At 71.1% G+C, this 21086-nt stretch carries 19 protein-coding genes and 1 riboswitch; of the genes, 14 read left to right on the top strand and 5 right to left on the bottom strand.

Going from position 1 to position 21086, the window contains the following annotated elements:
• Positions 1 to 180: 180 nt before the first annotated feature.
• From MYMAC_RS18210 to MYMAC_RS18155, 12 genes are all read left to right on the top strand, one after another.
• Positions 181 to 663 carry an SMI1/KNR4 family protein gene (locus MYMAC_RS18210; protein ID WP_095958997.1) on the top strand — a complete coding sequence of 161 codons (483 nt, stop codon included), beginning with the start codon at positions 181 to 183 and terminating at the stop codon, positions 661 to 663.
• Positions 664 to 804: 141 nt separating this feature from the next.
• Positions 805 to 1302 (top strand): TlpA family protein disulfide reductase, encoded by a 498-nt coding sequence (locus tag MYMAC_RS18205; RefSeq protein WP_095958996.1) that lies wholly within the window; start codon positions 805 to 807, stop codon positions 1300 to 1302.
• 34 nt (positions 1303 to 1336) lie between these two features.
• A complete protein-coding gene (locus MYMAC_RS18200) occupies positions 1337 to 1639 on the top strand; it encodes a hypothetical protein (protein WP_095958995.1) in 303 nt (100 codons plus the stop codon).
• Positions 1640 to 1795: 156 nt separating this feature from the next.
• On the top strand, positions 1796 to 2065 hold the full coding sequence (locus MYMAC_RS18195; RefSeq protein ID WP_095958994.1) for a hypothetical protein: 270 nt from the start codon (positions 1796 to 1798) through the stop codon (positions 2063 to 2065).
• Positions 2066 to 3628 (top strand): efflux RND transporter periplasmic adaptor subunit, encoded by a 1563-nt coding sequence (locus MYMAC_RS18190; RefSeq protein WP_095958993.1) that lies wholly within the window; start codon positions 2066 to 2068, stop codon positions 3626 to 3628.
• A 5-nt stretch (positions 3629 to 3633) separates the two neighbouring features.
• Positions 3634 to 6741 carry an efflux RND transporter permease subunit gene (locus tag MYMAC_RS18185; RefSeq protein WP_095958992.1) on the top strand — a complete coding sequence of 1036 codons (3108 nt, stop codon included), beginning with the start codon at positions 3634 to 3636 and terminating at the stop codon, positions 6739 to 6741.
• Positions 6741 to 7070, top strand: coding sequence for a hypothetical protein (locus tag MYMAC_RS18180; protein WP_013940291.1), 330 nt, complete (start codon positions 6741 to 6743; stop codon positions 7068 to 7070). Before MYMAC_RS18185 ends, MYMAC_RS18180 begins: the two co-directional genes overlap by 1 nt.
• A 305-nt stretch (positions 7071 to 7375) precedes the next feature.
• Complete coding sequence (locus tag MYMAC_RS18175) at positions 7376 to 8599, top strand: TolC family protein (protein WP_239989597.1); 1224 nt, start codon at positions 7376 to 7378, stop codon at positions 8597 to 8599.
• The gene (locus MYMAC_RS18170) at positions 8596 to 9834 is read left to right on the top strand and encodes an efflux RND transporter periplasmic adaptor subunit (RefSeq protein ID WP_095958990.1); all 1239 of its coding nucleotides are present in this window, start codon (positions 8596 to 8598) and stop codon (positions 9832 to 9834) included. Before MYMAC_RS18175 ends, MYMAC_RS18170 begins: the two co-directional genes overlap by 4 nt.
• Before the next feature lie 9 nt (positions 9835 to 9843).
• The gene (locus MYMAC_RS18165) at positions 9844 to 12951 is read left to right on the top strand and encodes an efflux RND transporter permease subunit (RefSeq protein WP_095958989.1); all 3108 of its coding nucleotides are present in this window, start codon (positions 9844 to 9846) and stop codon (positions 12949 to 12951) included.
• 27 nt (positions 12952 to 12978) lie between these two features.
• Positions 12979 to 13248, top strand: coding sequence for a DUF2277 domain-containing protein (locus tag MYMAC_RS18160; protein ID WP_013940287.1), 270 nt, complete (start codon positions 12979 to 12981; stop codon positions 13246 to 13248).
• Between the two features lie 68 nt (positions 13249 to 13316).
• Positions 13317 to 14000 carry a cysteine hydrolase family protein gene (locus tag MYMAC_RS18155; RefSeq protein WP_095961617.1) on the top strand — a complete coding sequence of 228 codons (684 nt, stop codon included), beginning with the start codon at positions 13317 to 13319 and terminating at the stop codon, positions 13998 to 14000.
• A gap of 30 nt (positions 14001 to 14030) precedes the next feature.
• Here the strand turns inward: MYMAC_RS18155 and MYMAC_RS18150 are convergent, their stop codons facing one another.
• Positions 14031 to 15563, bottom strand: coding sequence for a methyl-accepting chemotaxis protein (locus MYMAC_RS18150; protein ID WP_095958988.1), 1533 nt, complete (start codon positions 15561 to 15563; stop codon positions 14031 to 14033).
• 178 nt (positions 15564 to 15741) lie between these two features.
• On the opposite strand from MYMAC_RS18150, the gene MYMAC_RS36875 reads away from it, so the two are divergent.
• Complete coding sequence (locus MYMAC_RS36875) at positions 15742 to 15909, top strand: hypothetical protein (protein ID WP_157757513.1); 168 nt, start codon at positions 15742 to 15744, stop codon at positions 15907 to 15909.
• Positions 15910 to 15939: 30 nt separating this feature from the next.
• On the opposite strand, the gene MYMAC_RS18145 is transcribed toward MYMAC_RS36875, so the two are convergent.
• The 3 genes from MYMAC_RS18145 to MYMAC_RS18135 all read right to left on the bottom strand — a co-directional run bounded on the left by MYMAC_RS18145 (position 15940) and on the right by MYMAC_RS18135 (position 18888).
• Positions 15940 to 17133: an MBL fold metallo-hydrolase gene (locus MYMAC_RS18145; protein WP_095958987.1), complete on the bottom strand. Its 1194-nt coding sequence runs from the start codon at positions 17131 to 17133 to the stop codon at positions 15940 to 15942.
• A gap of 63 nt (positions 17134 to 17196) precedes the next feature.
• Positions 17197 to 17517, bottom strand: coding sequence for a quaternary ammonium compound efflux SMR transporter SugE (gene sugE, locus MYMAC_RS18140; RefSeq protein WP_095958986.1), 321 nt, complete (start codon positions 17515 to 17517; stop codon positions 17197 to 17199).
• A gap of 17 nt (positions 17518 to 17534) precedes the next feature.
• A riboswitch (guanidine-III (ykkC-III) riboswitch) is annotated at positions 17535 to 17593 on the bottom strand.
• A gap of 152 nt (positions 17594 to 17745) precedes the next feature.
• A complete protein-coding gene (locus MYMAC_RS18135) occupies positions 17746 to 18888 on the bottom strand; it encodes a hypothetical protein (protein ID WP_095958985.1) in 1143 nt (380 codons plus the stop codon).
• Between the two features lie 201 nt (positions 18889 to 19089).
• Here MYMAC_RS18135 and MYMAC_RS18130 point away from each other — a divergent pair, with 201 nt between their 5' ends.
• Complete coding sequence (locus MYMAC_RS18130) at positions 19090 to 20094, top strand: formylglycine-generating enzyme family protein (protein ID WP_095958984.1); 1005 nt, start codon at positions 19090 to 19092, stop codon at positions 20092 to 20094.
• 5 nt (positions 20095 to 20099) lie between these two features.
• Here MYMAC_RS18130 and MYMAC_RS18125 read toward each other — a convergent pair whose 3' ends face one another.
• Positions 20100 to 21080, bottom strand: a complete 981-nt coding sequence (locus MYMAC_RS18125; protein WP_095958983.1) for an NAD(P)H-quinone oxidoreductase — start codon at positions 21078 to 21080, stop codon at positions 20100 to 20102.
• Between the last annotated feature and the right edge of the window lie 6 nt (positions 21081 to 21086).

Below are 21086 nucleotides of genomic sequence, written 5' to 3'. Positions count from 1 at the left end.
GAACCCCACCGGGCCGGAGCTCCACCGTGGACTCCGGCCCGGCCTCGCGCGCGGCCAGCGCCTCACGAGGACTGGGGCAGTGCATCCGAATGCTCGCGGGAAGCGGACGTCTGGTATGCGAACAACCCTCCATGGACTCGGGTGGGGCCTGACTACCCCTGTGGAGCGTGAGCGCAGCCCATGAAGATGGCCGAACTACTTGCCGAGGTTTCGCGCCTCCACCACCCCAACCCTCCTGCGACGCCCGAGCAAATCGAAGCGTTCGAGGAGCGGGTCGGATGGCCGCTGGACCCGGACCTGCGCGCCTTCTACCTGCATTGCGATGGTGCCGACCTCTTCGCTCCCCGGACCCACGCATTCAGAGACCCGGCATTCTCGTTCCTCCCCCTGGCACGGATTCAGCGCGCCCGGCTGGTCATTAGCCAGGACGACACGGACAAGGCCGGCCCCGCAACCTGGTACGCGGTGTGCGAAGTGCGGGACAGCAATTACATCCTCCTCGACGTGAGCCACCAGGCAGCGGGCCGGTATCCCCTTCGCGATGGGTACCGCGAGGGGTTCCCGGACCCGGATTACTGTCGGCAGATTGCATCCTCGTTCGCCGAATTCCTCGCCGGCGCGCTCCGCTCGAATGGGCGCTGGTTCTGGCTCTCGCCCGCGTGAACCACGGCGCCGCCGCCGTGCCTGGGCACGGGGTCGGTCATCGTAAGAAACCTTCTGGAGGTGCCTCGTCGCCTGTCACGCCGGGCCGGCGGGACGTTGTAGCCTCGGTTCCGCTCGCACGCCTCGAGGGATTCCCACGTGATGCGCCCCGCCACCGCGCTCAGCCTGCTCCTGCTCGGCCTGTCGCCGCTGACAGGGGCCTGCAAGCGTGAGCCTCCGCCGGCCTACCTCCGGCTCCAGGGGGCCGCGCCCAGGCTCGCGGACGCACCGCACTCACGCGCCCTGCTCGTCGTGTTCTGGGCCACCTGGTGCCCGCCCTGCCTGCAGGAGACGCCCCAGCTTGTCGCCCTCGCCAAGGCGCCCCCGGAGGGCCTCCAGGTCGTGGTCTTCAGCCATGACGAGACGTCCCAGGCCGTGGCGTCCTTCTTCGAGGGACCGCCGCCCGCGCCGCTCCACCTGCGCCTCGACGCGGACAAGCAAGTGGGAGACGCGTTCGGCGTGGACCAGCTCCCCGTCAGCTTTCTCCTGGTGGACGGTCGCCAGGTCGCCCGCTTCTCGGGGCCTCGGGCGTGGGATTCGGCGCCCATGCGCCGGCTGCTGGAGCGCTTGATGCGCGAGCCCCCGCCCCCGCCGGATTGACACCCTCAGGCCACGTTTAATAAGCCACTCCCCAATGCAGTTCCTCCTGCGACTCCTTGCCGTGCTCCTCGTCCTGACGACGGGCGGCGTCTTCCAGACGCTGGCCCTGGCGTCGGACGTGCACGACGAGTGCGCGGAGGAAGCCTCCGACGATTGCGCTGACTGTTCGACGACGTGCGTCCTGTGCGTCTGCTGTCCGCTGAGAGCCGCGCCCGGGCCGTCCATCACGGTCGCGCGACTCCTCCTCCCGTCACTGCGGCTCCCGGTCCCCTCGCGCGTGGCTGAGCCCCTGCTCACCGGCGTGGGGGCGGACATCTTCCAGCCGCCCAGAGCCTGACACCGCCCTTCACGGGAGACGTGTGTCTTGCGAAGGCCGTGGCCGGACGTGTGCGCACGTCCTCCCGCTCCGCCCAAGCCCTGTCCGACCTGCCCGCGCACCTTCCGCGCGGGCACTCACCGCCGTGGCCATGCGCCCCGGCAGGAGCGCTTCATCATGCACTCGCTGCGTACGCTGTCCGTCGTCCTGTCGCTGTTCGCCACGCCCGTCCTGGCCGAGGAGGCCACGCCCGCGCCGCGGCCCCAGGCCTCCAAGTCCGAGAAGCCACGCTGCGAGCACGGCGTGCAGAAGTCCCTCTGTGCCCGCTGCAACCCGAAGCTGGCCCCGGTCTACAAGGCCAAGGGCGACTGGTGCCCCGAGCACGCGCGCCCTGAATCCCAGTGCGTCCTGTGCAACCCGGAGCTCGCCAGGAAGGGAGTGAAGTAGATGCCTGCCTCCCGAGCCGGTCCCGTGCTCCTGGCGATGCTCCTGGCGCTGTCCGCGGCCGGCTGCACCCAGCAAAGCAGCCCGTCCACGGCGAAGGCCCCTTCGCCGCCCCCGTCCGACTCGGGAGGCCCCTCCACCCCATCCGAAGTCACGCTCTGTGAGCACCGGGTCCCCGCGGAGCTCTGCGCCCGGTGCAACCCCGACCTCATCGACGTCTTCAAGGACCAGGGCGACTGGTGCGCCGGGCACGGCGTCCCCGAATCGCAGTGCTTCCAGTGCAACCCGGGCCTCAGCTTCACGGCCCAGGACACCGCGCCCAGGGATTGGTGCAAGGAGCACGCGGTCCCCGAATCCCGCTGCACGAAGTGCAACCCGGCGCTGGTGGCGAAGTTCATCGAGGCGGGCGACTACTGCCGGGAGCACGGCTTCCCGGAGTCCGTCTGCCCATACTGCCACCCGGAGCTGGTGACGGCCGCGGGAGCCCAGCCGCCCGTCTTCCCCGAGCCTGGCACGCGCGTCCGCCTCGCGTCCGCTGAAACGGCCCGCGAGGCGGGCATCCAGACCCGCCGCGCGGTGAAGCGCTCCTTCGCGCGGACGTTGGACGTCGTCGGCCAGCTCGACTTCAACCAGAACCGGCTGGCGCAGGTGTCCGCCCGAGGCGAGGCCCTGGTGATGGACGTCCGCGTGGACGTCGGTGACGAGGTGAAGGCGGGACAGCCGCTCGTGCTCATCACCTCGGGCACCGTGGGCGCGGACCAGGGCCGGCTGTCCGCGGCGCAGTCACGCCTGACGGTGGCGCGCTCGGCGCTGGCGCGCGAGCAGAAGCTGGCCGCCAGCGGCATCAGCGCCCGGAAGGACGTCGAGGCCGCCGAAGCGGAGGTCGCGGCGGCGGAGGCCGAGCGCAACGCGGCCCGCGCCGCCCTCTCCGCCGCGGGCGCCAACCTCCAGGGCCAACCCGGGACCTATGCGCTGTCGTCCCCCTTCGCGGGGACGGTGGTGGCGCGCGACGCCGTGACCGGGCGCTACGCCTCCGCGGGCCAGCCGCTCATCCAGGTCGCGGACCTGAGCACCGTGTGGGCCCTGCTGGAGATTCCGGAGGCGGACGCGGCCCTCGTCCGCCCCGGGCAGCGCGTCACCCTCACCTTCGACAGCATGCCCGGTCAGACGCGCGAGGCCACGCTCACGCGCATCGGCGCCTCCGTGGACCGGGCCTCGCGCACCGTGCGCGCCCGCGTCGAGCTGCCCAACCCGGACGGCGCCCTCAAGGCCGGGCTCTTCCTCCGGGCGCGCGTCCAGGTCGCCACCGAGCATGAAGCGGTGCTGGTGCCCCACGCGGCCGTCCAGCGCGCGCAGGGCCACACGCTCGTCTTCGTGCGCAAGCGGCCAGGGCTCTACGAGCCCGTCGCGGTGGAGCTGGGCGCCAGCACGCGCGAGGAGGTGGAGATCGTCAAGGGGCTCGCGGCGGGAGCGGAGGTCGTCACCACCGGCGCCTTCCTGCTCAAGACGGAGCTCCTCAAGGACTCCATCGGCGCGGGCTGCTGTGAGACCGGAGAGGCCGAGTAACCGCCATGCTCACCCGCCTCATCGAGTGGTCCCTGTCGCACCGCTGGGCCGTGCTCCTGGGGACGGTGGCGCTCGTCGTCTCGGGCCTGCTCGCCTTCCAGGCCCTGCCCATTGACGCCATCCCGGACACCACGCCCACGCAGGTGCAGGTCAACACCGTCTCGCCCGCGCTCACGCCCATCGAGGTGGAGCGCCAGCTCACCGTCCCGGTGGAACAGGCGCTCGCGGGCCTGCCGCGCGTCAGCGAGCTGCGCTCCATCTCCAAGTTCGGCCTCTCCCAGGTGACGCTCCAGTTCGAGGACGGCACGGACCTGTGGTTCGCCCGGCAGCAGGTGGCCGAACGGCTGAGCCGGGTCCAGGTGCCCGCGGGAGTCGCACCTCCCTCGCTCGGGCCGGTGGCCACGGGCCTGGGCGAGGTCTTCCACTACCTGGTCAAGAGCGACACGAGGCGCCTGGAGGAGCTGCGCACCCTGCACGACTGGGTCATCGCGCCCCAGCTTCGCAGCGTGCCCGGCGTGGCGGAGGTGAACGCCTGGGGCGGCGAGGAGAAGCAGTGGCACGTCATCGTCGACCCGCGCCGGCTGCAGCAGTTCAGCCTCTCCCTGCGAGATGTCTACCGGGCGCTGGAGGAGAACAACTCCAACGTCGGCGGCGGCGTGCTGGAGCGAGGCGGCTCGGCGACGCTGGTGCTCGGCGTGGGCACGCTCACGGATGGAAGGTCCATCGAGGACGTGGTCATCGCCGCGCACCAGGGCGTCCCGGTGCGCATCCGGGACGTGGCCCGGGTCGGGGTGGGCCATGAAATCCGCCGCGGCGCCACCACCGCGGACGGCGAAGGCGAGGTCGTGCTCGGCCTGGGCTTCATGCGGGTGGGCGAGAACTCGCACACGGTGACGAAGGCGCTCGCCCAGCGGCTGGAGGACGTCACGCGGCGCCTGCCGGAGGACGTCCGCGTGGAGCCAGTCTACGAGCGCACGGAGCTGGTGGACCACGTGCTGCGCACCGTGCGCACCAACCTGCTGGAAGGCGCGCTGCTGGTCATCGCGGTGCTCTTCGTCTTCATGGGGAACTGGCGCGCCGGCCTCATCGTGGCCGCGGCGATTCCCCTGTCGCTGCTGTTCGCCTTCAACGCGATGCTGCGCTTCGGCATCGCCGGCACGCTCATGTCATTGGGCGCCATCGACTTCGGGCTCGTCGTCGACTCCTCCGTCATCCTGGTGGAGAACGCGGAGCGGCGCCTCACCGAAGCCCGGGACGGGCGCTCCCTGTTGGAGGTGGTGCGGGACGCCGCGGTCGAGGTGCGCAAGCCCACGCTCTTCGGTGAGCTCATCATCATGGTGGTCTACCTGCCCATCCTCGCGTTGGAGGGCGTGGAGGGGAAGCTGTTCCGCCCCATGGCCCTCACCGTCATCTTCGCGCTGCTGGGCAGCGCGCTGCTGTCCATGACGCTGATGCCCGTGCTGGCCTCCTTCGCGTTGAAGCGCGGCGGCGGCGCGCACCGCGAGCCCTGGCTGGTGCGCTGGCTCCAGCGCGGCTACCGGCCCATCCTGGAATGGGCGCTGGCCCACGCGCGACTCACCCTGGCCGCCGCCGCGCTCCTCGTCGTGGGCGCCCTCGTCGCCGCCACGCGCCTGGGCAGCGAGTTCGTCCCCCGGCTGTCCGAAGGAACGCTCGTCATCAACACCGTGCGGCTGGCGGAGGTCTCCCTCACCGAGTCCATCCGCTATGGCAGCCAAATCGAGCAGGTGCTGCTGGCCCGCTTCCCGGACGAAGTGCGGCGCGTCTGGACGCGCACCGGCACCGCGGAGGTGGCCACGGACCCCATGGGCATCGAGCTGTCCGATGTCTTCATCACCCTCACGCCCCGGGCGCAGTGGAAGCGCGCCAGCACCCAGGAGGAGCTGGTGAACGAGATGAAGGCGGAGCTGGCGGACCTCCCGGGCATGCGCATGGCGTTCCTCCAACCCATCGAGATGCGCGTCAACGAGATGATCGCCGGCGTGCGGAGCGACGTGGGCATCAAGCTCTTCGGCGACGACCTGGACCTGCTCAAGGCCAAGGCCCGCGAGCTGGAGACGCTGGTGCGCGCCATCCCCGGCGCCGCGGACGTCACCGTGGAGCAGGTGACGGGCCAGCCCGTGCTGGAGATAACGGTGGACCGGGCCTCGGTGGCCCGCTACGGCATCCCCACCCGCGCCGTGCTCGACGTCGTGGAGGCCGTGGGTACGCGCGTCGTGGGCGAGGTGCGTGAGGGCGAGCGGCGCTTCGACCTGGCCGTGCGCCTCTCCGAGGAATACCGCGAGGACCCCAGGAAGCTCGCCACCATCCCCGTGGATGCGCCCGGCGGCGAGCGCGTGCCCCTGGGGCGCCTGGCGACCCTGCGGGAGACCTCCGGCCCCACCACCCTCCAACGCGAGTGGGGCAAGCGCCGGCTGGTGGTGCAGGCCAACGTGCGCGACCGCGACCTGGGCGGCTTCGTCGCGGAGGTCCGCCGCACGCTCGATGAGAAGCTGGAGCTGCCCGCGGGCTACTACCTCCGCTACGGCGGTCAGTTCGAGCACCTCGAACGAGCGCGGACGCGCCTGCTCATCGTGGTGCCCGTCGCGCTGGCCCTCATCTTCCTGCTGCTCTACCTCACCTACGAGCGCGTCCTGGACTCGGTGCGCATCTTCGCCGGCGTGCCCTTCGCGCTCGTGGGCGGCGTGCTCGCGCTGCTGGCGCGGGGACTGCCCTTCTCCATCTCCGCCGCCGTGGGCTTCATCGCCCTGTCGGGCGTCTCCGTCCTGGGGGACATGGTGCTCGTCTCGCGGGTGCGTGGCCTCCTGGAGCGGGGCCTGCCCCTGGGGGACGCCATCCGTCAGGCCGCCGTGTCCCGGCTGCGGCCGGTGCTCATGACCGCCGCGGTGGCCGCCATCGGCTTCGTGCCCATGGCGCTCAACACCGGCGTCGGCGCGGAGGTCCAACGGCCCCTGGCCACGGTCGTCATCGGGGGCGTGCTGTCGTCCACCTTGCTGACCCTGGTGGTGCTCCCGGTCCTCTACTCGGTCTTCGGCGCCGGGCAGCCCCCGGCCATCTTGCACTCCTCGGATAACGGCATTACGAAGGCAGCGTGATGCGCGTCCTGCTGATGCTGGTGCTCGTACACGGGCTCGTGCCTTCCTTCGGGGAGGCCGTCGAGCTGGCCGTGCACTACGCCGCCACAGGGCACATCGCACACGCTGAGGCGGGTGAGTCGGACCTCGGGGACCTGGGCCGGGAGCACGGCTGTGGGCCCACCCAGCACCACTGCGGCTGCTGCCCCAGTCAGGTCAGCACCCCGGTCTCCCCGCTCGTCACGCTCTGGGTCATCCGAATCCCGACCCCGAAGATCGCCGGCACGCCGCAGCAAGCAGCAGAGGCCATTCCGGCCCGCCTGCTGCGACCTCCCATAGCGGCGGCCTGACGGCGGGCCGGGGTCCCTCAGGCCACCGGACGCGGTGTCACCGCCTTGCGTCCACGTGCCATTCATTGCCCCTGTCCGATTCCGCGTGAGGTCCGCGCGCGAATGGGGCCCACCCGCCCCCCGCCTGCATCCAGGTTCCAAAGCCCATGGACGCGCCTGACAGGTGCGCCCATGCCGCCCTGTCCATTCACGCCCTGGCGGTCGTCGGCGCTGGCGGCGTGCGGAGCGGGGCCTCTCCGCGAGGCCACGCTCCGCACACCGCCGGGCCCCGGCTCCGCCGGCATGTCCTCCCACAGGTACGCCCCGTGTTCCCATCCCTTCGCCTTGTCAGCCTGCTGTGTGTCGCCGTGACGCCGGCGCTCGCGGCCCGTCCCCTGACGATGGAGCAATCCGTCGCGCTCGCGCTGGAGCAGAGCCCCCGCCTCATTGAAGGCCGGGCGGATGCCGCGTCCGCCCAAGCCCGACTGGAGGGCGCGTCCCTCCTGCTGCAAAACAACCCCCAGCTCCAGGCCGCCGTGGGCCCACGGCTCCGCGATGAGGGCGACACCCTCGAGCTCAACGTGGGGCTCAGCCAGCAGCTCGAGGTCTTCGGCCAGCGGGCCGCGCGCAAGGACGCCGCGCGCGCCACGGCCGCCGCGAGCCAGTCCCGGCTGGAGGCGCTCCAGGTGGACCTCGCCGCGGAGGTGCGGCGGTCCTTCGGCCGGGCCCTGGCCGCCGAACGCGCGCTGCAACTGAGTGACGACGCGCTGGGGCTCGCGGAGGAAGGGCGCAAGACGGCCGAGGAGCGGCTCAAGGCCGGCGCCGCGTCCCACATCGAGGTGAACATCGCGCGGGTGGAGCTGGGCCGGGCCCAGCGGGAGAAGGTCCGCGCCACCCAGGAACGCATCCAGGCCCTGGCGGAGCTGAAGCTCCTGCTGAACCTGGACCCGGACGAGGACGTCACGCTGGAGGGAGAGCTCCGCGCGGACGTTGCGCCCGCGCCCGCCATCGCGACGCTCATCGAGCAGGCCGCCCGGCAGCGCCAGGACCTCCGCGCCGCCCGCGCCGACTGGGAGGCGGCCCGGGCCGAGGTCCGCTTCGCCCGCCGGGACGCCATGCCCCGGCCCAGCCTGGGGGTGAGCTACGGCCGCGAGGAGGGCGACACCATCGTCCAGGGGACGCTCAGCATCGACCTGCCCCTCTTCAACCAGAACCAGGCGGGACGCGGCGCGAGCGCCGCGCGGAAGCGGCAGGCCCAGCTGCGGCTCGACGCCACCGAGCGCTTCGTCCACACCGAGGTCGAGCTCGCCCTCAACCGGTACCGCGCGGCCCAGGCCATGGCGAACGTGTTCGGCGCCGACGTGCTCGACGCGCTCCAGGAGAACCTCAGCCTCGTCACCGAGGCCTACCGGGCCGGCAAGGTGGACTACCTGCAACTGCTCATCATCCGGCGCGAGGCCCTGGATGGACGGCGCGGCTACATCGAGGCGCTCGAGGAGCTGAACGCCGCCAACGCCCAGCTCATGCGGGCCGTGGGGACCCTGCGATGAAGGCCTCCCGACGGCTTCCTACCTGCCTGCTCGCCACGGCGCTCCTCGCGTTCTCCTGCTCCGACAAGAAGCCCACCCCCGCACATGACGAGTCGGGCCACGACCATGGCGCCGACCAGGCCCCGCACCGCGACGAAGGAGAGGCGGCACGGGGGCACGATGCGCTCGTCACCCTCACGCCCGAGGCCGCGCGGGCAGCGCAGGTGTCGCTGGCGACGGCCCAGGTGAAGCCGCTCGTCAGCGGCCTCTCGGTGCCCGCGCGCATCACCTTCACCCAGGGCGGCGTGGCCAAGGTGGCCTCCCGGGTTCCGGGACGGCTCGACAGCGTCGCCGTCGCCCTGGGGCAGAAGGTGAAGCGGGGTCAGGTGCTCGGCTACCTGGACAGCCCGGAGCTGGGGCAGGCCCGGGCGGACTACCTCTCCGCGGCGACCAAGGCGCGCGTGGCCGAGTCGAACTTCAAGCGGGAGGAGGAGCTGCTCGCCAAGGGCATCACCAGCGAGCGCGAGATGCGCGAGGCGGAGAGCGCCTTCGTCACCGCCCAGGCCGAACGCAACGCGGCGGACGGCCGGCTCCACGCGCTGGGCCTCTCCGACGAGGAGATCGCCCTGCTGCGGGGCAATGACCACTACAGCTCACGCTTCCCCGCCATCAGCCCGCTGAGCGGCACCGTGGTGGAGATTCAGGGCACGCTGGGGCAGGCGGTGGAGGCCACCACGCCGCTGTTCACCGTCGCCGACCTCACCCAGCTCTGGGCCATGCTGGACCTCGCCGAGTCCCAGCTCTCACGCGTCCAGACGGGGCAGCGCGTGGCCCTCACCGTCCAGGCGCTCCCCGGGCAGCAGTTCGAGGGCGAGGTGGGCTACATCGGCGACATCGTCGACGAGAAGACCCGCACCATCCCCGTCCGGGTGGTGGTGGACAACACGGACCGGCGCCTCAAGCCCGGGATGTTCGCCCAGGCCACCATCGCCACCGGCGCGGAGGCGCCCGGCGCCAACAGCCGCGTGGTGATTCCGCGGCAGGCCGTGCAGCAGGTGCAAGGCGAGCAGGTCGTCTTCGTGCCCCTCTCCGAAACCCGGTTCCGCCCGCGCGACGTGCGCACGGGCGCCAGCTCCGCCAGCGAGGTGGAGATCCTCTCCGGCCTCGAACCCGGTGAGTCGTACGTCAGCCAGGGCGCCTTCATCCTCAAGTCCGAGCTCTCCAAGGAGAGCCTGGGCGAAGGCCACTCCCACTAGGCGGCCACCATGTTCGACAGGCTCATCCACTTCTCCATCAAGAACCGCCTGCTCATCTTCCTCCTCACCCTGGTGCTCGTCGGCTTCGGCCTGAGCGCCCTGAGCAAACTCCCCATCGACGCCGTCCCCGACGTCACCAACGTGCAGGTGCAGGTCCTCACCTCCTCGCCGGGCCTGGGCCCCGTGGAGGTCGAGCGCTTCATCACCGTGCCCGTCGAGACGGCGATGAGCGGCCTCCCGGACACCGAGGAGCTTCGCTCCGTCTCCAAGTTCGGGCTGTCCGTCGTCACCATCGTCTTCGAGGAGCACGTCGACATCTACTTCGCGCGCCAGCTCATCCAGGAGCGGCTGGCGGCCGCGAAGGAGGACATCCCGGAAGGCTACGGCTCGCCGGAGATGGGGCCCATCTCCACGGGCCTGGGCGAAATCTACCAGTTCGAGGTGCGGGGCGAGGGCAGGAGCGCCATGGAGCTGCGCACCCTCCTGGAGTGGCGAATCTCCCCGCGCCTGCGCTCCGTCCCGGGCGTGGTCGAGGTCAACGCCTTCGGCGGCGAGCTCAAGACCTACGAAGTGCAGGTGGACCCCGCCCGGCTCACGTCCTACGGCCTGTCGCTGTCCCAGGTCTTCGAGGCGCTGGAGCAGAACAACGCCAACGCGGGTGGCGCCTACATCGCGCGGGGCCCGGAGCAGGTGCTCATCCGGGGAGAGGGCCTGGTGGAGTCGCTGGACGACCTGCGCGACATCGTCCTGTCCACCTCCGCCCAGGGCGTGCCCGTCTACGTCCGGGACGTCGCGGACGTGGCGTTCGCCCCCAGGGTCCGCCAGGGCGCCGTCACCCGCGACGGCCGGGGCGAGGTCGTCACCGGCATCGTCATGATGCTCGTCGGCCAGAACTCGCGCGAGGTGGTCAACGCCGTGAAGGCGGAGGTGGAGCGGATCCGCCCCTCGCTGCCCCCGGGCGTCACCATCGACGCGTTCTATGACCGCACCGACCTGGTCCGGCAGACGATCCAGACGGTGGCGACGAACCTCATCGAAGGCGGCGTGCTCGTCATCGTCGTGCTCTTCGTGATGCTCCGGAACCTGCGCGCGGGCCTGCTCGCCGCCACGGCCATTCCGCTGTCCATGCTCTGCGCCTTCATCGGCATGCGCGCGCTGGGCGTCTCCGGGAACCTGATGTCGCTGGGGGCCATCGACTTCGGGCTCATCGTCGACGGCGCGCTCATCATCGTGGAGAACGCCGTGCGCCACATCGCCGAGCGCAGCCACGCGCTGGGCCGCGAACTCACCCCCGCCGAGCGGGATGACGTCGTCTACCACAGCGCCGTGGAGGTCCGGCAGGCCGCCGCGTTCGGCGAGGTCATCATCGGCGTCGTGTACCTGCCCATCCTCGCCCTCAGCGGCATCGAGGGGAAGATGTTCAAGCCCATGGCCCTCACCGTCATCTGCGCGCTGGCCGGAGCCTTCGTCCTCTCCCTCACCTTCGTCCCCGCGCTGGCGTCCGTCCTGCTGCCCCGGAAGACGCGGGAGCGGGAGAGCGTGGTCGTCCAAGCGGCGCGCCGGCTCTACGAACCCGCGTTGGCCTGGTGCCTCCGGAAGCGGGCCATCGTGGTCAGCGTCGCCGCGGGCCTGCTCGTGGCCAGCCTGGCCACCGTGCCGTTCCTGGGCGCGGAGTTCATCCCCCGGCTGGACGAAGGCGCCATCGCCATCCAGGCCTGGCGCGTGCCCTCCGTCTCACTGGAGGAGTCCGTCCGCCAGACGGGCCTCATCGAGAAGGTGCTCAAGCGCTTCCCGGAGGTCACCACCGTGGTGTCCCGCACGGGGCGGGCGGAGATCGCCACCGACCCCATGGGCGTGGAAATCAGCGACATCTTCGTGATGCTCGAGCCCCATGATGAATGGACGACAGCGGAGGACCGCGAGGGCCTCATCGCCCGCTTCAACGAGGCCCTGGCGAAGGAGGTCCCCGGCAGCCTGTTCAGCTACTCGCAGCCCATCGAGCTGCGGGTGAGCGAGCTCATCGCGGGCGTGCGCTCGGACGTCGCGCTCAAGCTGCATGGCGAGGACCTGGACGTCCTGAAGCGGACGGGCGACCAACTCGCGGCGGCGCTCTCCAAGGTCCCCGGCGCCACGGACGTCAAGGCGGAGCAGGTGGCGGGGCTCCCCGTGGCGCGCATCCGAATCGACCGGCGGGCCATTGCCCGCTACGGCATCAACGTCCGCCAGGTGCTCGACACCGTCGAGGCCATTGGCGGCAAGGAGGTGGGCACCATCGTGGAGGGCCCGCGCCGCTTCGCGCTCCAGGTCCGCTTCGCGCCCGGGGCGCGGACCAGCGTGGAGCAGCTCGAGGAGATCCGCGTCGCCAGCCCCACCGGGCAGCTCATCCCCCTCTCCCAGCTCGCGCGCGTCGTCGTGGAGGAGGGGCCGGCGCAGGTGAGCCGGGAGAACCTCCAGCGGCGCCTCACCGTCGAAGCCAACGTGCGTGGCAGGGACCTCCAGCGCTTCGTGTCGGAGGCCCAGGACGTCATCGCGCGCGAGGTGAAGCTGCCCGCGGGGTACTGGGTGGACTGGGGCGGCCAGTTCGAGAACCTCCAGTCCGCCTCGCGCCGGCTGGCCTTCGTGGTGCCGCTCACCCTGCTGCTCATCTTCGTGCTGCTCTACGTCACCTTCCACGCGGTGCGGCCCGCCCTGCTCATCTACCTCAACATCCCCTTCGCCATCACCGGCGGGCTCCTGGCCCTGCTGGCGCGGGGCATGCCCCTGTCCATCTCCGCCGCGGTGGGCTTCATCGCGCTGTTCGGCGTGGCGGTGCTCAACGGGCTGGTCCTGGTCGCCTCCATCCGCAAGCTGCGGCAGGAAGGGCGCGCGCCCATGCAGGCGGCCCATGACGCCGCGCACCTGCGCCTGAGGCCCGTGCTGACGACCGCCCTGGTGGCCTCGCTGGGGTTCCTCCCCATGGCCTTCTCCACGGGCGCGGGGGCGGAGGTGCAGAAGCCGCTGGCCACGGTCGTCATCGGTGGGCTCATCAGCTCCACCCTGCTCACCCTGCTGGTGTTGCCGACCGTGTACTCCTGGTTCGATGACGGCCCGGGGCGCGAGGAGCGGGCCGTGGCCTGATTCCCCGCCACCCGTTAGCCTGGGGGCATGTGCCGGAACATCAAGCCCCTGTTCAACTTCGCGCCCCCCGCCACCGACGCCGACATCCGCGCCGCGGCGCTTCAGTTCGTCCGGAAGATCGCCGGGACGCGGGCGCCCTCGAAGCAGAACACCGACGCCTTCGAGCGCGCCGTCGAGGAGATCTACCAGAGCTCGAAGCGCATGCTCGACGGGCTGGTGGCCACCACCCCGCCCCGGGACAGGGCCCGCTTCGAGGAGCTGAAGCGCCTGCGCTTCAAGAAGGCCGCGGCCCGCTGAGCACGGCTCGCCGTCCCGCCGGGCCGTGCTTACCCTTCCGGTCGCGGCCTCCTGACGATGGGGTGGATGTGACGACGCGGAAGGCGAGGACCCAGAAGCCACGGCGGCGTCCGTCCAGTGGACGACGCTCCGACACGGCGCTGCTCATCATCGACGTCATCAACGACCTGGACTTCCCCGGCGGGGAGAAGGTCCTCCCGTGGGCGCTGCGGATGGTGGAGCGCCTGGGCCCCTTCGCGGAGCGGATGCGGCGGACCGGCGTCCCGGTCATCTACGTCAACGACAACTTCGGGTACTGGCGCAGCAACTTCGGCGACATCTACGCCCACTGCACCCGGCCGAAGAGCCGGGGCCGGAACGTCGCCCGCGCGCTCAAGCCCCAGCCGGACGACTACTTCATCCTCAAGCCCAAGCACTCGGCCTTCTTCGCCACGTCGCTGGTCCCGCTGCTGGAGCACCTGGGCACGAAGAAGCTCATCCTGGCCGGGCTGGCCACCAACCTGTGCATCTTCTTCAGCGCCCATGACGCGCACATGCACGAATACAAGCTCACCGTGCTGAGCGACTGCTGCGCGGCGGAGAGCGACCATGACCATGACCTGGCCCTCTCCCAGCTCCAGCGCTTCCTCCATGTGCGCGTCTGCCGGAGCGATGAGGTCCACCTGAGCGCCAGGCGGCGCCGCGCCGCGGCGAAGCGCCCCCGGTCCACCCGGCACGGCGCGCGCAGGAAGAATGCCCGGTCCGCGTCGTAGCCATCGCGGACGCGCGGCCTCTGCGCCGCGTCAGACGTCGTAGGCGCGGACGACCTGGGAGACGCGCTCGGAGAGCAGCTTCAGGGACATGGCGGAGTCACTCGTCGTGGAGATGCGGGACATCGTGTCCGTCATCAGCGTGTTGAGCTCGTTGACGGCGGTGAAGATCTGCTCGATGCCCGTGGCCTGCTGGCTGACGGTCCGGGCGATCTGCCGGGCCGCCGCGGTGCTGTCCTCGACGATGGTGGTGAGCTGCTTCAGCGTCTCTCCGGAGGTGCGGACCTGCGTCAGGCCCGCCTCCATGCGCTCGGTGCCCTCCACCGTGATCTCCACCGTGCCGATGATGGCCTGATTGATGTCGTGGAGGATCTTGCGGACCTGGTTGGTGGCGCGGATGGACTGGTCCGCCAGCGCGCGAATCTCCTTCGCCACCACGACGAAGCCCTTGCCGTGCTCCCCGGAGCGCGCCGCTTCGATGGCGGCGTTGACGGCCAGCAGGTGGGACTGGTCCGCCAGGTCCTTCACCGTCTCGGTGATGCCGCTGATCTGCTTGGTCCGCTCGCCCAGGGCGGTGATGCGCGCGGCGATCTCCGCCACCTGGTTTCGCACGTCCTCCATGCCGTCGATGCTCGCCGCCACGGCCTCCTCGCCGGTGCGGCTCAGTTGCTCGGCGCGCTCGGCCACCTGGATGACGGACTCCGCGGAGCCCGACGCCAGCATCGCCGTCTGGCGGATCTCCTGCGCCGTCACCTGCGTCTCCTGGAGCGCCGCCGCGTGCCGCGTCACCATCTCCGTCTGCTGGTCCGCGGACTCCGTCAGCCCCGTCACCGAGTCACTCAGCAGCTCCGTGGAGGACTGGAGCTGGTGCAGCAGCTCCTTCAGCTTCCCCACCAGCATGCCCACGGCCCGCGCGAGCTGCCCCACCTCGTCCTCCGAGTCGATGCGAATGCTCTGTCGCAAGTCGCCGTGCTCGGCGATGCGCCGCACCGCGGAGGCGAGCTGCACCAGCGGCGACACGATGGCGCGGCTGACCACGAAGGCCGCCACGGAGAAGAGGACCAGCGCCACCAGCACGGTGAGGCCCACGTTCGCCAGGGCGCCCTCCACGCGGCCCCGCGCCTGCGTCCGGTCGAAGCCCACGTGGACCTGGCCGACGCCGCCTGGCACCGCGGCGGCCAGGTCTTGCAGCTCCGTGTCACCGTCCTTCAGGACGAGCCCCTCTCGCGCCGACAGCAACTGCTCACGCGCGTCCCGCAGCACCTGGGCCTTCTCACCCGCCACGCCCACCAGCGCGCCGCTCGCGTCGAAGGCGGCCACGTAGGCCACCCCGCCATGGCGCGCCACGGCCTCCAGCGTCTGCTGCACCTCCGCGTGCGCGCCGCGCTTCATGGCCTCCGCCAGCGCGGACGCGAGCACCGTGGGCAGCGCGCCGCCCAGCTCCCGGCCCTGCGCTTCGAAGGCCTCCTGGAGCCTCGGGACGGTGTAGCCCTGGGAGAGAAGGACGAACAGGAGCGCCACGACGACAGGCGCCAGGGTGATTTTATGGGTGAGTGAGAGTCGCATCCGGCCGTGCCCTGCCCGGGCTCAATACGGGGAATGATGCTCCGTCCGACAATCCAGACGCGGCGCATTGTGGGCACCCGCGTGCGGGGGATGCAATCCCTCGGGAAACCACTACAACGCAGCCCGATGAGACTGTCTCTCCAGTGTAAATTCACACCGGACTTGGACAATGCCAGTCATGGTGAACACCCCCAACAAGGAGCAAGGGATGTCCGCGGCGAGCTACCAGGTGCACCGAATCTGGGACTCGGATCTGGAATGGATGCGGGCGCTGAACGCCGTCTTCGCGGACGCCTTCGAGCACTTCGACTTCACCGTGGAGGAGGATGACGTCGCCCGGAAGTAGCGGTGCCATCCCCGTCAGCGACGCCTCGACTCAAGGGGCGTCGTCAGCCACCGCGGCCCCCTGGAGCGTGCGCCACCACGCCGTGTCCACGCGCTCCCGCGTGGGCTCCACGGGACGGCCCAGCACCGGCGTGAGCAGGCTCACACCGCGCTCACGCGCCGCCGCGGCCAGCTCGTTCGCGGGCGCGTCCCATGCGTGCAGCGCCAGGTTGAACGTGCCCCAGTGGATGGGCAGCAAGGTGCGCCCCCGCACCAGCTCATGCGCCTTCAACGCCTGGTGCGGCCCCAGGTGGATGCTCCCCCAGGACGGATGGAAGGCGCCCACCTCGAACAGGGTGACGTCAAAGGGCCCGAAGCGGCGCCCCACCTCCGCGAACTCCTCCGTCAGCCCCGTGTCTCCGCTGAAGAAGACGCGGTGCTGGGGCCCCAGCAAGGTCCACGACGTCCAGGACGTGCTGTTGCGGTCCGTCAGCCCCCGGCCGGAGAAGTGCTGCGCGGGCGTGGCCACCACGCGCAGCCGGCCCTCCCCCAGCGACACCTCCTGCCACCAGTCCAGCTCCACCACGCGCTCGGCGGGCACGCCCCACTTCTCCAGGTGCGCCCCCACGCCCAGCGGCGCGTAGAACTTCACCGGGCGCGGCACCAGCGCGCGGATGGTGGGCATGTCCAGGTGGTCATAGTGGTCATGCGACAGCAGCACCGCGTCCACGTCCGGCAGCGCGTCCAGCGGCAGCGGAGGCGGATGGAAGCGCTTGGGCCCCGCGATGGTGGACGGCGACGCGCGCTCGCCCCAGATGGGGTCGGTGAGGATGCGGAAGCCGTCAAGCTCCACCAGCAGCGTGGAGTGCCCCAGCCACGTCACCCGCAGCCCCGTCTCCGGTGGCTTCGCCAGCGCCGCCGCGACGTTCTGCTCCATGGGCAAGGGAGACGGCGGCGTGCGCTGCTGCGTGCCGAAGAGCAGCTCCTTGAATGTGTCCCAACCGGGCCCGTTCTGCGGAAGCCGGGCCCCGGCGGTGTTGATGAAGCTGCCGTCCTGGTAGCGCGACGACGCCTGCATCCGCTCCAGCCGGGCGCCCTCGGCCCGGGCCCCGAAGGCCTGGAGGCCGTCCGTCGTCGCATACGTGAGGGCGGCGCCCACACCCACGCCCAGCCCCACCGCGCCCAACGCATACCGCCACGCACGCCGCCGCTTCGGACGACCCTGGCCCAGCAACCCGTTGCTCATGGCCTCCACGTGTAGCGCCGCCTCACAGGCAGCGCCCGGAAAATCAGCGGCGGCCCGGCTCGGCTACCGACCGCTGGTGACCTTCAATCCCACGATGGCGATGATCAGCAGCGACATGAAGAAGAGGCGCGCGGGCGTGGCGGGCTCCTGGAAGAGCACCATCCCCATGATGCCCGCGCCCACGGCCCCGATGCCCACCCAGACGCCGTAGGCGGTGCCGATGGGAAGCTGCTTCGTGGCGAGCCCCAGCAGCACCATGCTGGCGACGATGGCACCGCCCGTGAGGACGCTCGGTACCAGCCGGGTGAAGCCCTCCGTGTACTTGAGGCCAATGGCCCAGCAGACCTCGAGCAGCCCCGCGATGACGAGGAGGATCCAGGACATGACGTACGACTCCTGTTGTCGCGTCGTCTTGTCCTGACCGGGTACGGCGCGCCTCGTCCGGGCCAGACGGCCCCACGATGGGGACGCTGGCGCATGGCCATATAGAGCGCCACGGCTCCCGGTTCAACCCGGATTGCCGCGCCATTGTTCCCCGGGGAGGTGCCCAGCGGTGGGGTACGGCCACGCCAGGGAGGGCTCGCGGCGGAGCGCGGCGCCCCCGGGCCCGCGTCACCTCAAGCCTTCGTGGATGAACTTGAGGACGGAGATGAACTGCCGGTCCGCCACCAGCAGCATGACGAGCGGCGCCAACGCCGCGCCCACCACGGCGTACAGGGCCCGCATGTCGAAGGGCAGCAGGCGCATCCTCCGGGCCAGGGTGAAGGCCGTGCCGATGTCCGCCAGCGAGGACATCTCCGGCGCGCCGAGCAGCTCAGGCTCCGGGCCCCGGCGAAACCACTTGTGCTCGAACTGACGCGAGTGATTGGACGCGACCTTCGAGAAGCCCTCGTCGCCGCGGCGCTTCGCCTGCACGAGCTGGGGCGCGAAGAAGCCCATGGGCGCGAACACCAGCACCACCGCGACGGCCGCGATGACCACCAGCGGAATCACGTAGACCACGGGATTGGAGGACAGGCCCTTGTGCTCCACGCGGGACGTGTACGCGGCCACCACCACGGCCAGGGAGAACACCACGGGCGAGAAGCTGGCCTGACAGATGGGCAGGAATCCGAGCCCGCCCATCATGTCCGGATGCGTGGGCACCAGGGTCAACGGCAGCCGTGACACGCGCAGCAGGAAGGCGCTCCACACGACGCCCCGCCAGATCCACCGGAGCGCCAGGAAGCGGAACAGGGGCTGGCTCACGGCCAGGTTCCACCAGCCCGCCATGGAGAACCCGTCGCCGCTCAGGGTCCACGACCGGGTGGCGTCGGCCGGGGTGATGAAGGTGAGTGCGTACGCCAGGATGAGGAGCAGCGCCTCCGCCAGGTAGCTGTCCCGCCAGCGCATGGCGCGGCGGGCATCCTCCTCGAAGGTCTGGAGGCCATCCGCCGCCACCAGGTTCGAGTTGATGAACTGGCGGACCGCGACGCACAGGCGCCCATCGACGTAGGGCTCCGCGGCGAGCAGCACGGGCAGCGCGATCAACAACTGCGCGTGAATCTGGAGCTCCAGGAACAAGGAGTTCACCGTCGCCCCGCCGGACGGCAGCGAGAAGAGCAGCAGGGGCAACCAGCCAATCGCCGAGAAGCCCAGCGCCCGCCACACGAGGTCATGGCGCTTGCGCGGGCCCCGCCGGAGCCGGCGCTCGGTCTCGAACAGCAGGCCGCCCTTCACCAGTGAGAATTCGGCAATCGTCGAGTGCGGGTCCATAACGGCGCCGCCTCCCACGGTGGCGACGCGTCCAGCAACCCACAAGCGCCCCTGGGCTGGATGCCAGGGACCGGCGGGAGGAGCAGGCGCGGACACGAGGCCTGTCCCCCAGGGCCGGATTGTTCCGTGCCGCGCGGCCCCACACGTTTGGAGCCGGGGCACGGCGCGCCCCTCCGCTCTCGCAGAGAAGGAGGCACGCACATGAGCATCGACGTCGTCGACGAAGCCGCGACCCGGGACGGGCGCACCCTCGACAGCGGCGTGGAGCAGGAGGCCCGCTCGCTGCCGGGCATGGTCTTCATCCCGGGAGGCACGTCCTGGATGGGCTCGGACCACCACTATCCGGAGGAGCGGCCCTCGCACCAGGTGACGGTGACGGACTTCTGGATGGACAGCCAGCCGGTGACGAACGCGGACTTCCAGCGCTTCGTGGAGGCCACCGGCTACGTCACCGTGGCCGAGCGGCCCCTGAACCCCGACGACTTCCCCGGCGCGAACCCGGCGCTGCTCGTCCCCGGCTCGCTCGTCTTCAAGAAGACGCTCGGCCGCGTGGACCTGCGGGACTTGACGCAGTGGTGGTTCTACACGGCGGGCGCCTGCTGGAAGCACCCGGAGGGGCCGGACAGCACGCTGGAGGGACGCGAACAGCACCCGGTGGTCCACGTCTGCTACGAGGACGCGCTCGCGTATGCCCGCTGGGCGGACAAGGCCCTGCCCACCGAGGCGGAATGGGAGTACGCCGCGCGAGGCGGCATGGAACGCAAGGTCTACGTCTGGGGTGACGAGTTCGCGCCGGGTGGCAAGCTGATGGCCAACACCTGGCAGGGCGAGTTCCCCTGGCAGAACCTGAACACGGATGGCTTCGAGGGGACCTCTCCGGTGGGCAGCTTCCCGCCGAACGCCTTCGGCCTCTTCGACATGGCCGGCAACGTGTGGGAGTGGACCTCCGACTGGTATCAGGAGCGGCACGAGCACCACGCCGGCAAGCCGTGCTGCATCCCCGTCAATCCCCGGGGACCGGCCACGTCGGAGCGCAGCCTGGACCCCTGCCTGCCCAAGGTGAAGATTCCCCGCCGCGTGCTCAAGGGCGGCAGCCACCTGTGCGCGCCCAACTACTGCCTGCGCTACCGCCCGGCGGCGCGTTCGCCCCAGGCGGTGGACAGCGGCACCTCACACATCGGGTTCCGCTGCGTCGTCCGGGCTTGAGCGGGCTACAGCTCCAGGACGAGCTTCCCGAAGCTGGCGTTGGACTCCATGCGCCGGTGCGCGTCCGCCACGCGCTCCAGCGGGAAGGTGGAGTCGATGACGGGCCGCACCCGCCCCACCGCCAGCTCCGGCAACCACCGCTCGCGGAAGCGGCGGGTGACGGCCACCTTCTCCTCCAGGGGCAGCGGACGCAGCGACATGCCGCGAAGCTGGAGCCGGCGCAGGATGACCTGGCGCACGTCCAGCGCGCCCTCCATGCCGTCCAGCACGCCCAGCAGCAACAGGCTGCCGCCGAACTTCAACACGGACAGGTTGCGGGCCAGGGCGGCGCCGCCCACGAAGTCCGCCACCACGTCCACGCCCGCGCCCTGGGTGAGGCGGGGGACCTCTTGCGCGAAGTCCTGCCCGGTCCGCAGCACGCCCGCCTCGGCGCCCAGCGCCAGGCAGCGGCGCAGCTTCTCCTCGGTGCTCACGGTGAAGAACACCCGCGCGCCCACCGCGCGCGCCACCTGGATGCACGCGGTGCCCACGCCGCTGCCCCCGGCGTGGATGAGGATGGACTGGCCCGCGCGCAGGCCGCCCAGCTCCACCAACGCCTCGTGCGCGGTGAAGAAGGCCTCTGGAACCGCCGCGGCGTTCACGAAGCTCCAGCCCGGCGGCATCGGAATGGCCATCCCCTCCTCCATCAGGCACGCCTCCGCGTAGCCCCCGCCGTCCACCAGCCCGAAGACGCGCTGTCCTGGCTGGAAGCCGCGCACCTCCGCGCCGATAGCCTCCACCTCTCCCGCCACCTCCACGCCAATCAGCGGGCTGGCCACATCGGGGGGCAGCGGGTAGCGCCCGCTGCGCTGGAGGAGGTCTCCCCGGTTGAGCGCGGAGGCGCGCACCCGGACGCGGAGCTGGCGCGGACCCGGCACCGGCCGAGGCAGCTCGCACAGGCGCAGCACCTCCGGCCCACCCGGCCCGTCCTGTGTGATTGCCCGCATCGGCGC

Source organism: Corallococcus macrosporus DSM 14697 (genome assembly GCF_002305895.1).
Lineage (GTDB): Bacteria > Myxococcota > Myxococcia > Myxococcales > Myxococcaceae > Myxococcus > Myxococcus macrosporus.
This window is presented reverse-complemented; position numbering and strand designations above follow the sequence as displayed.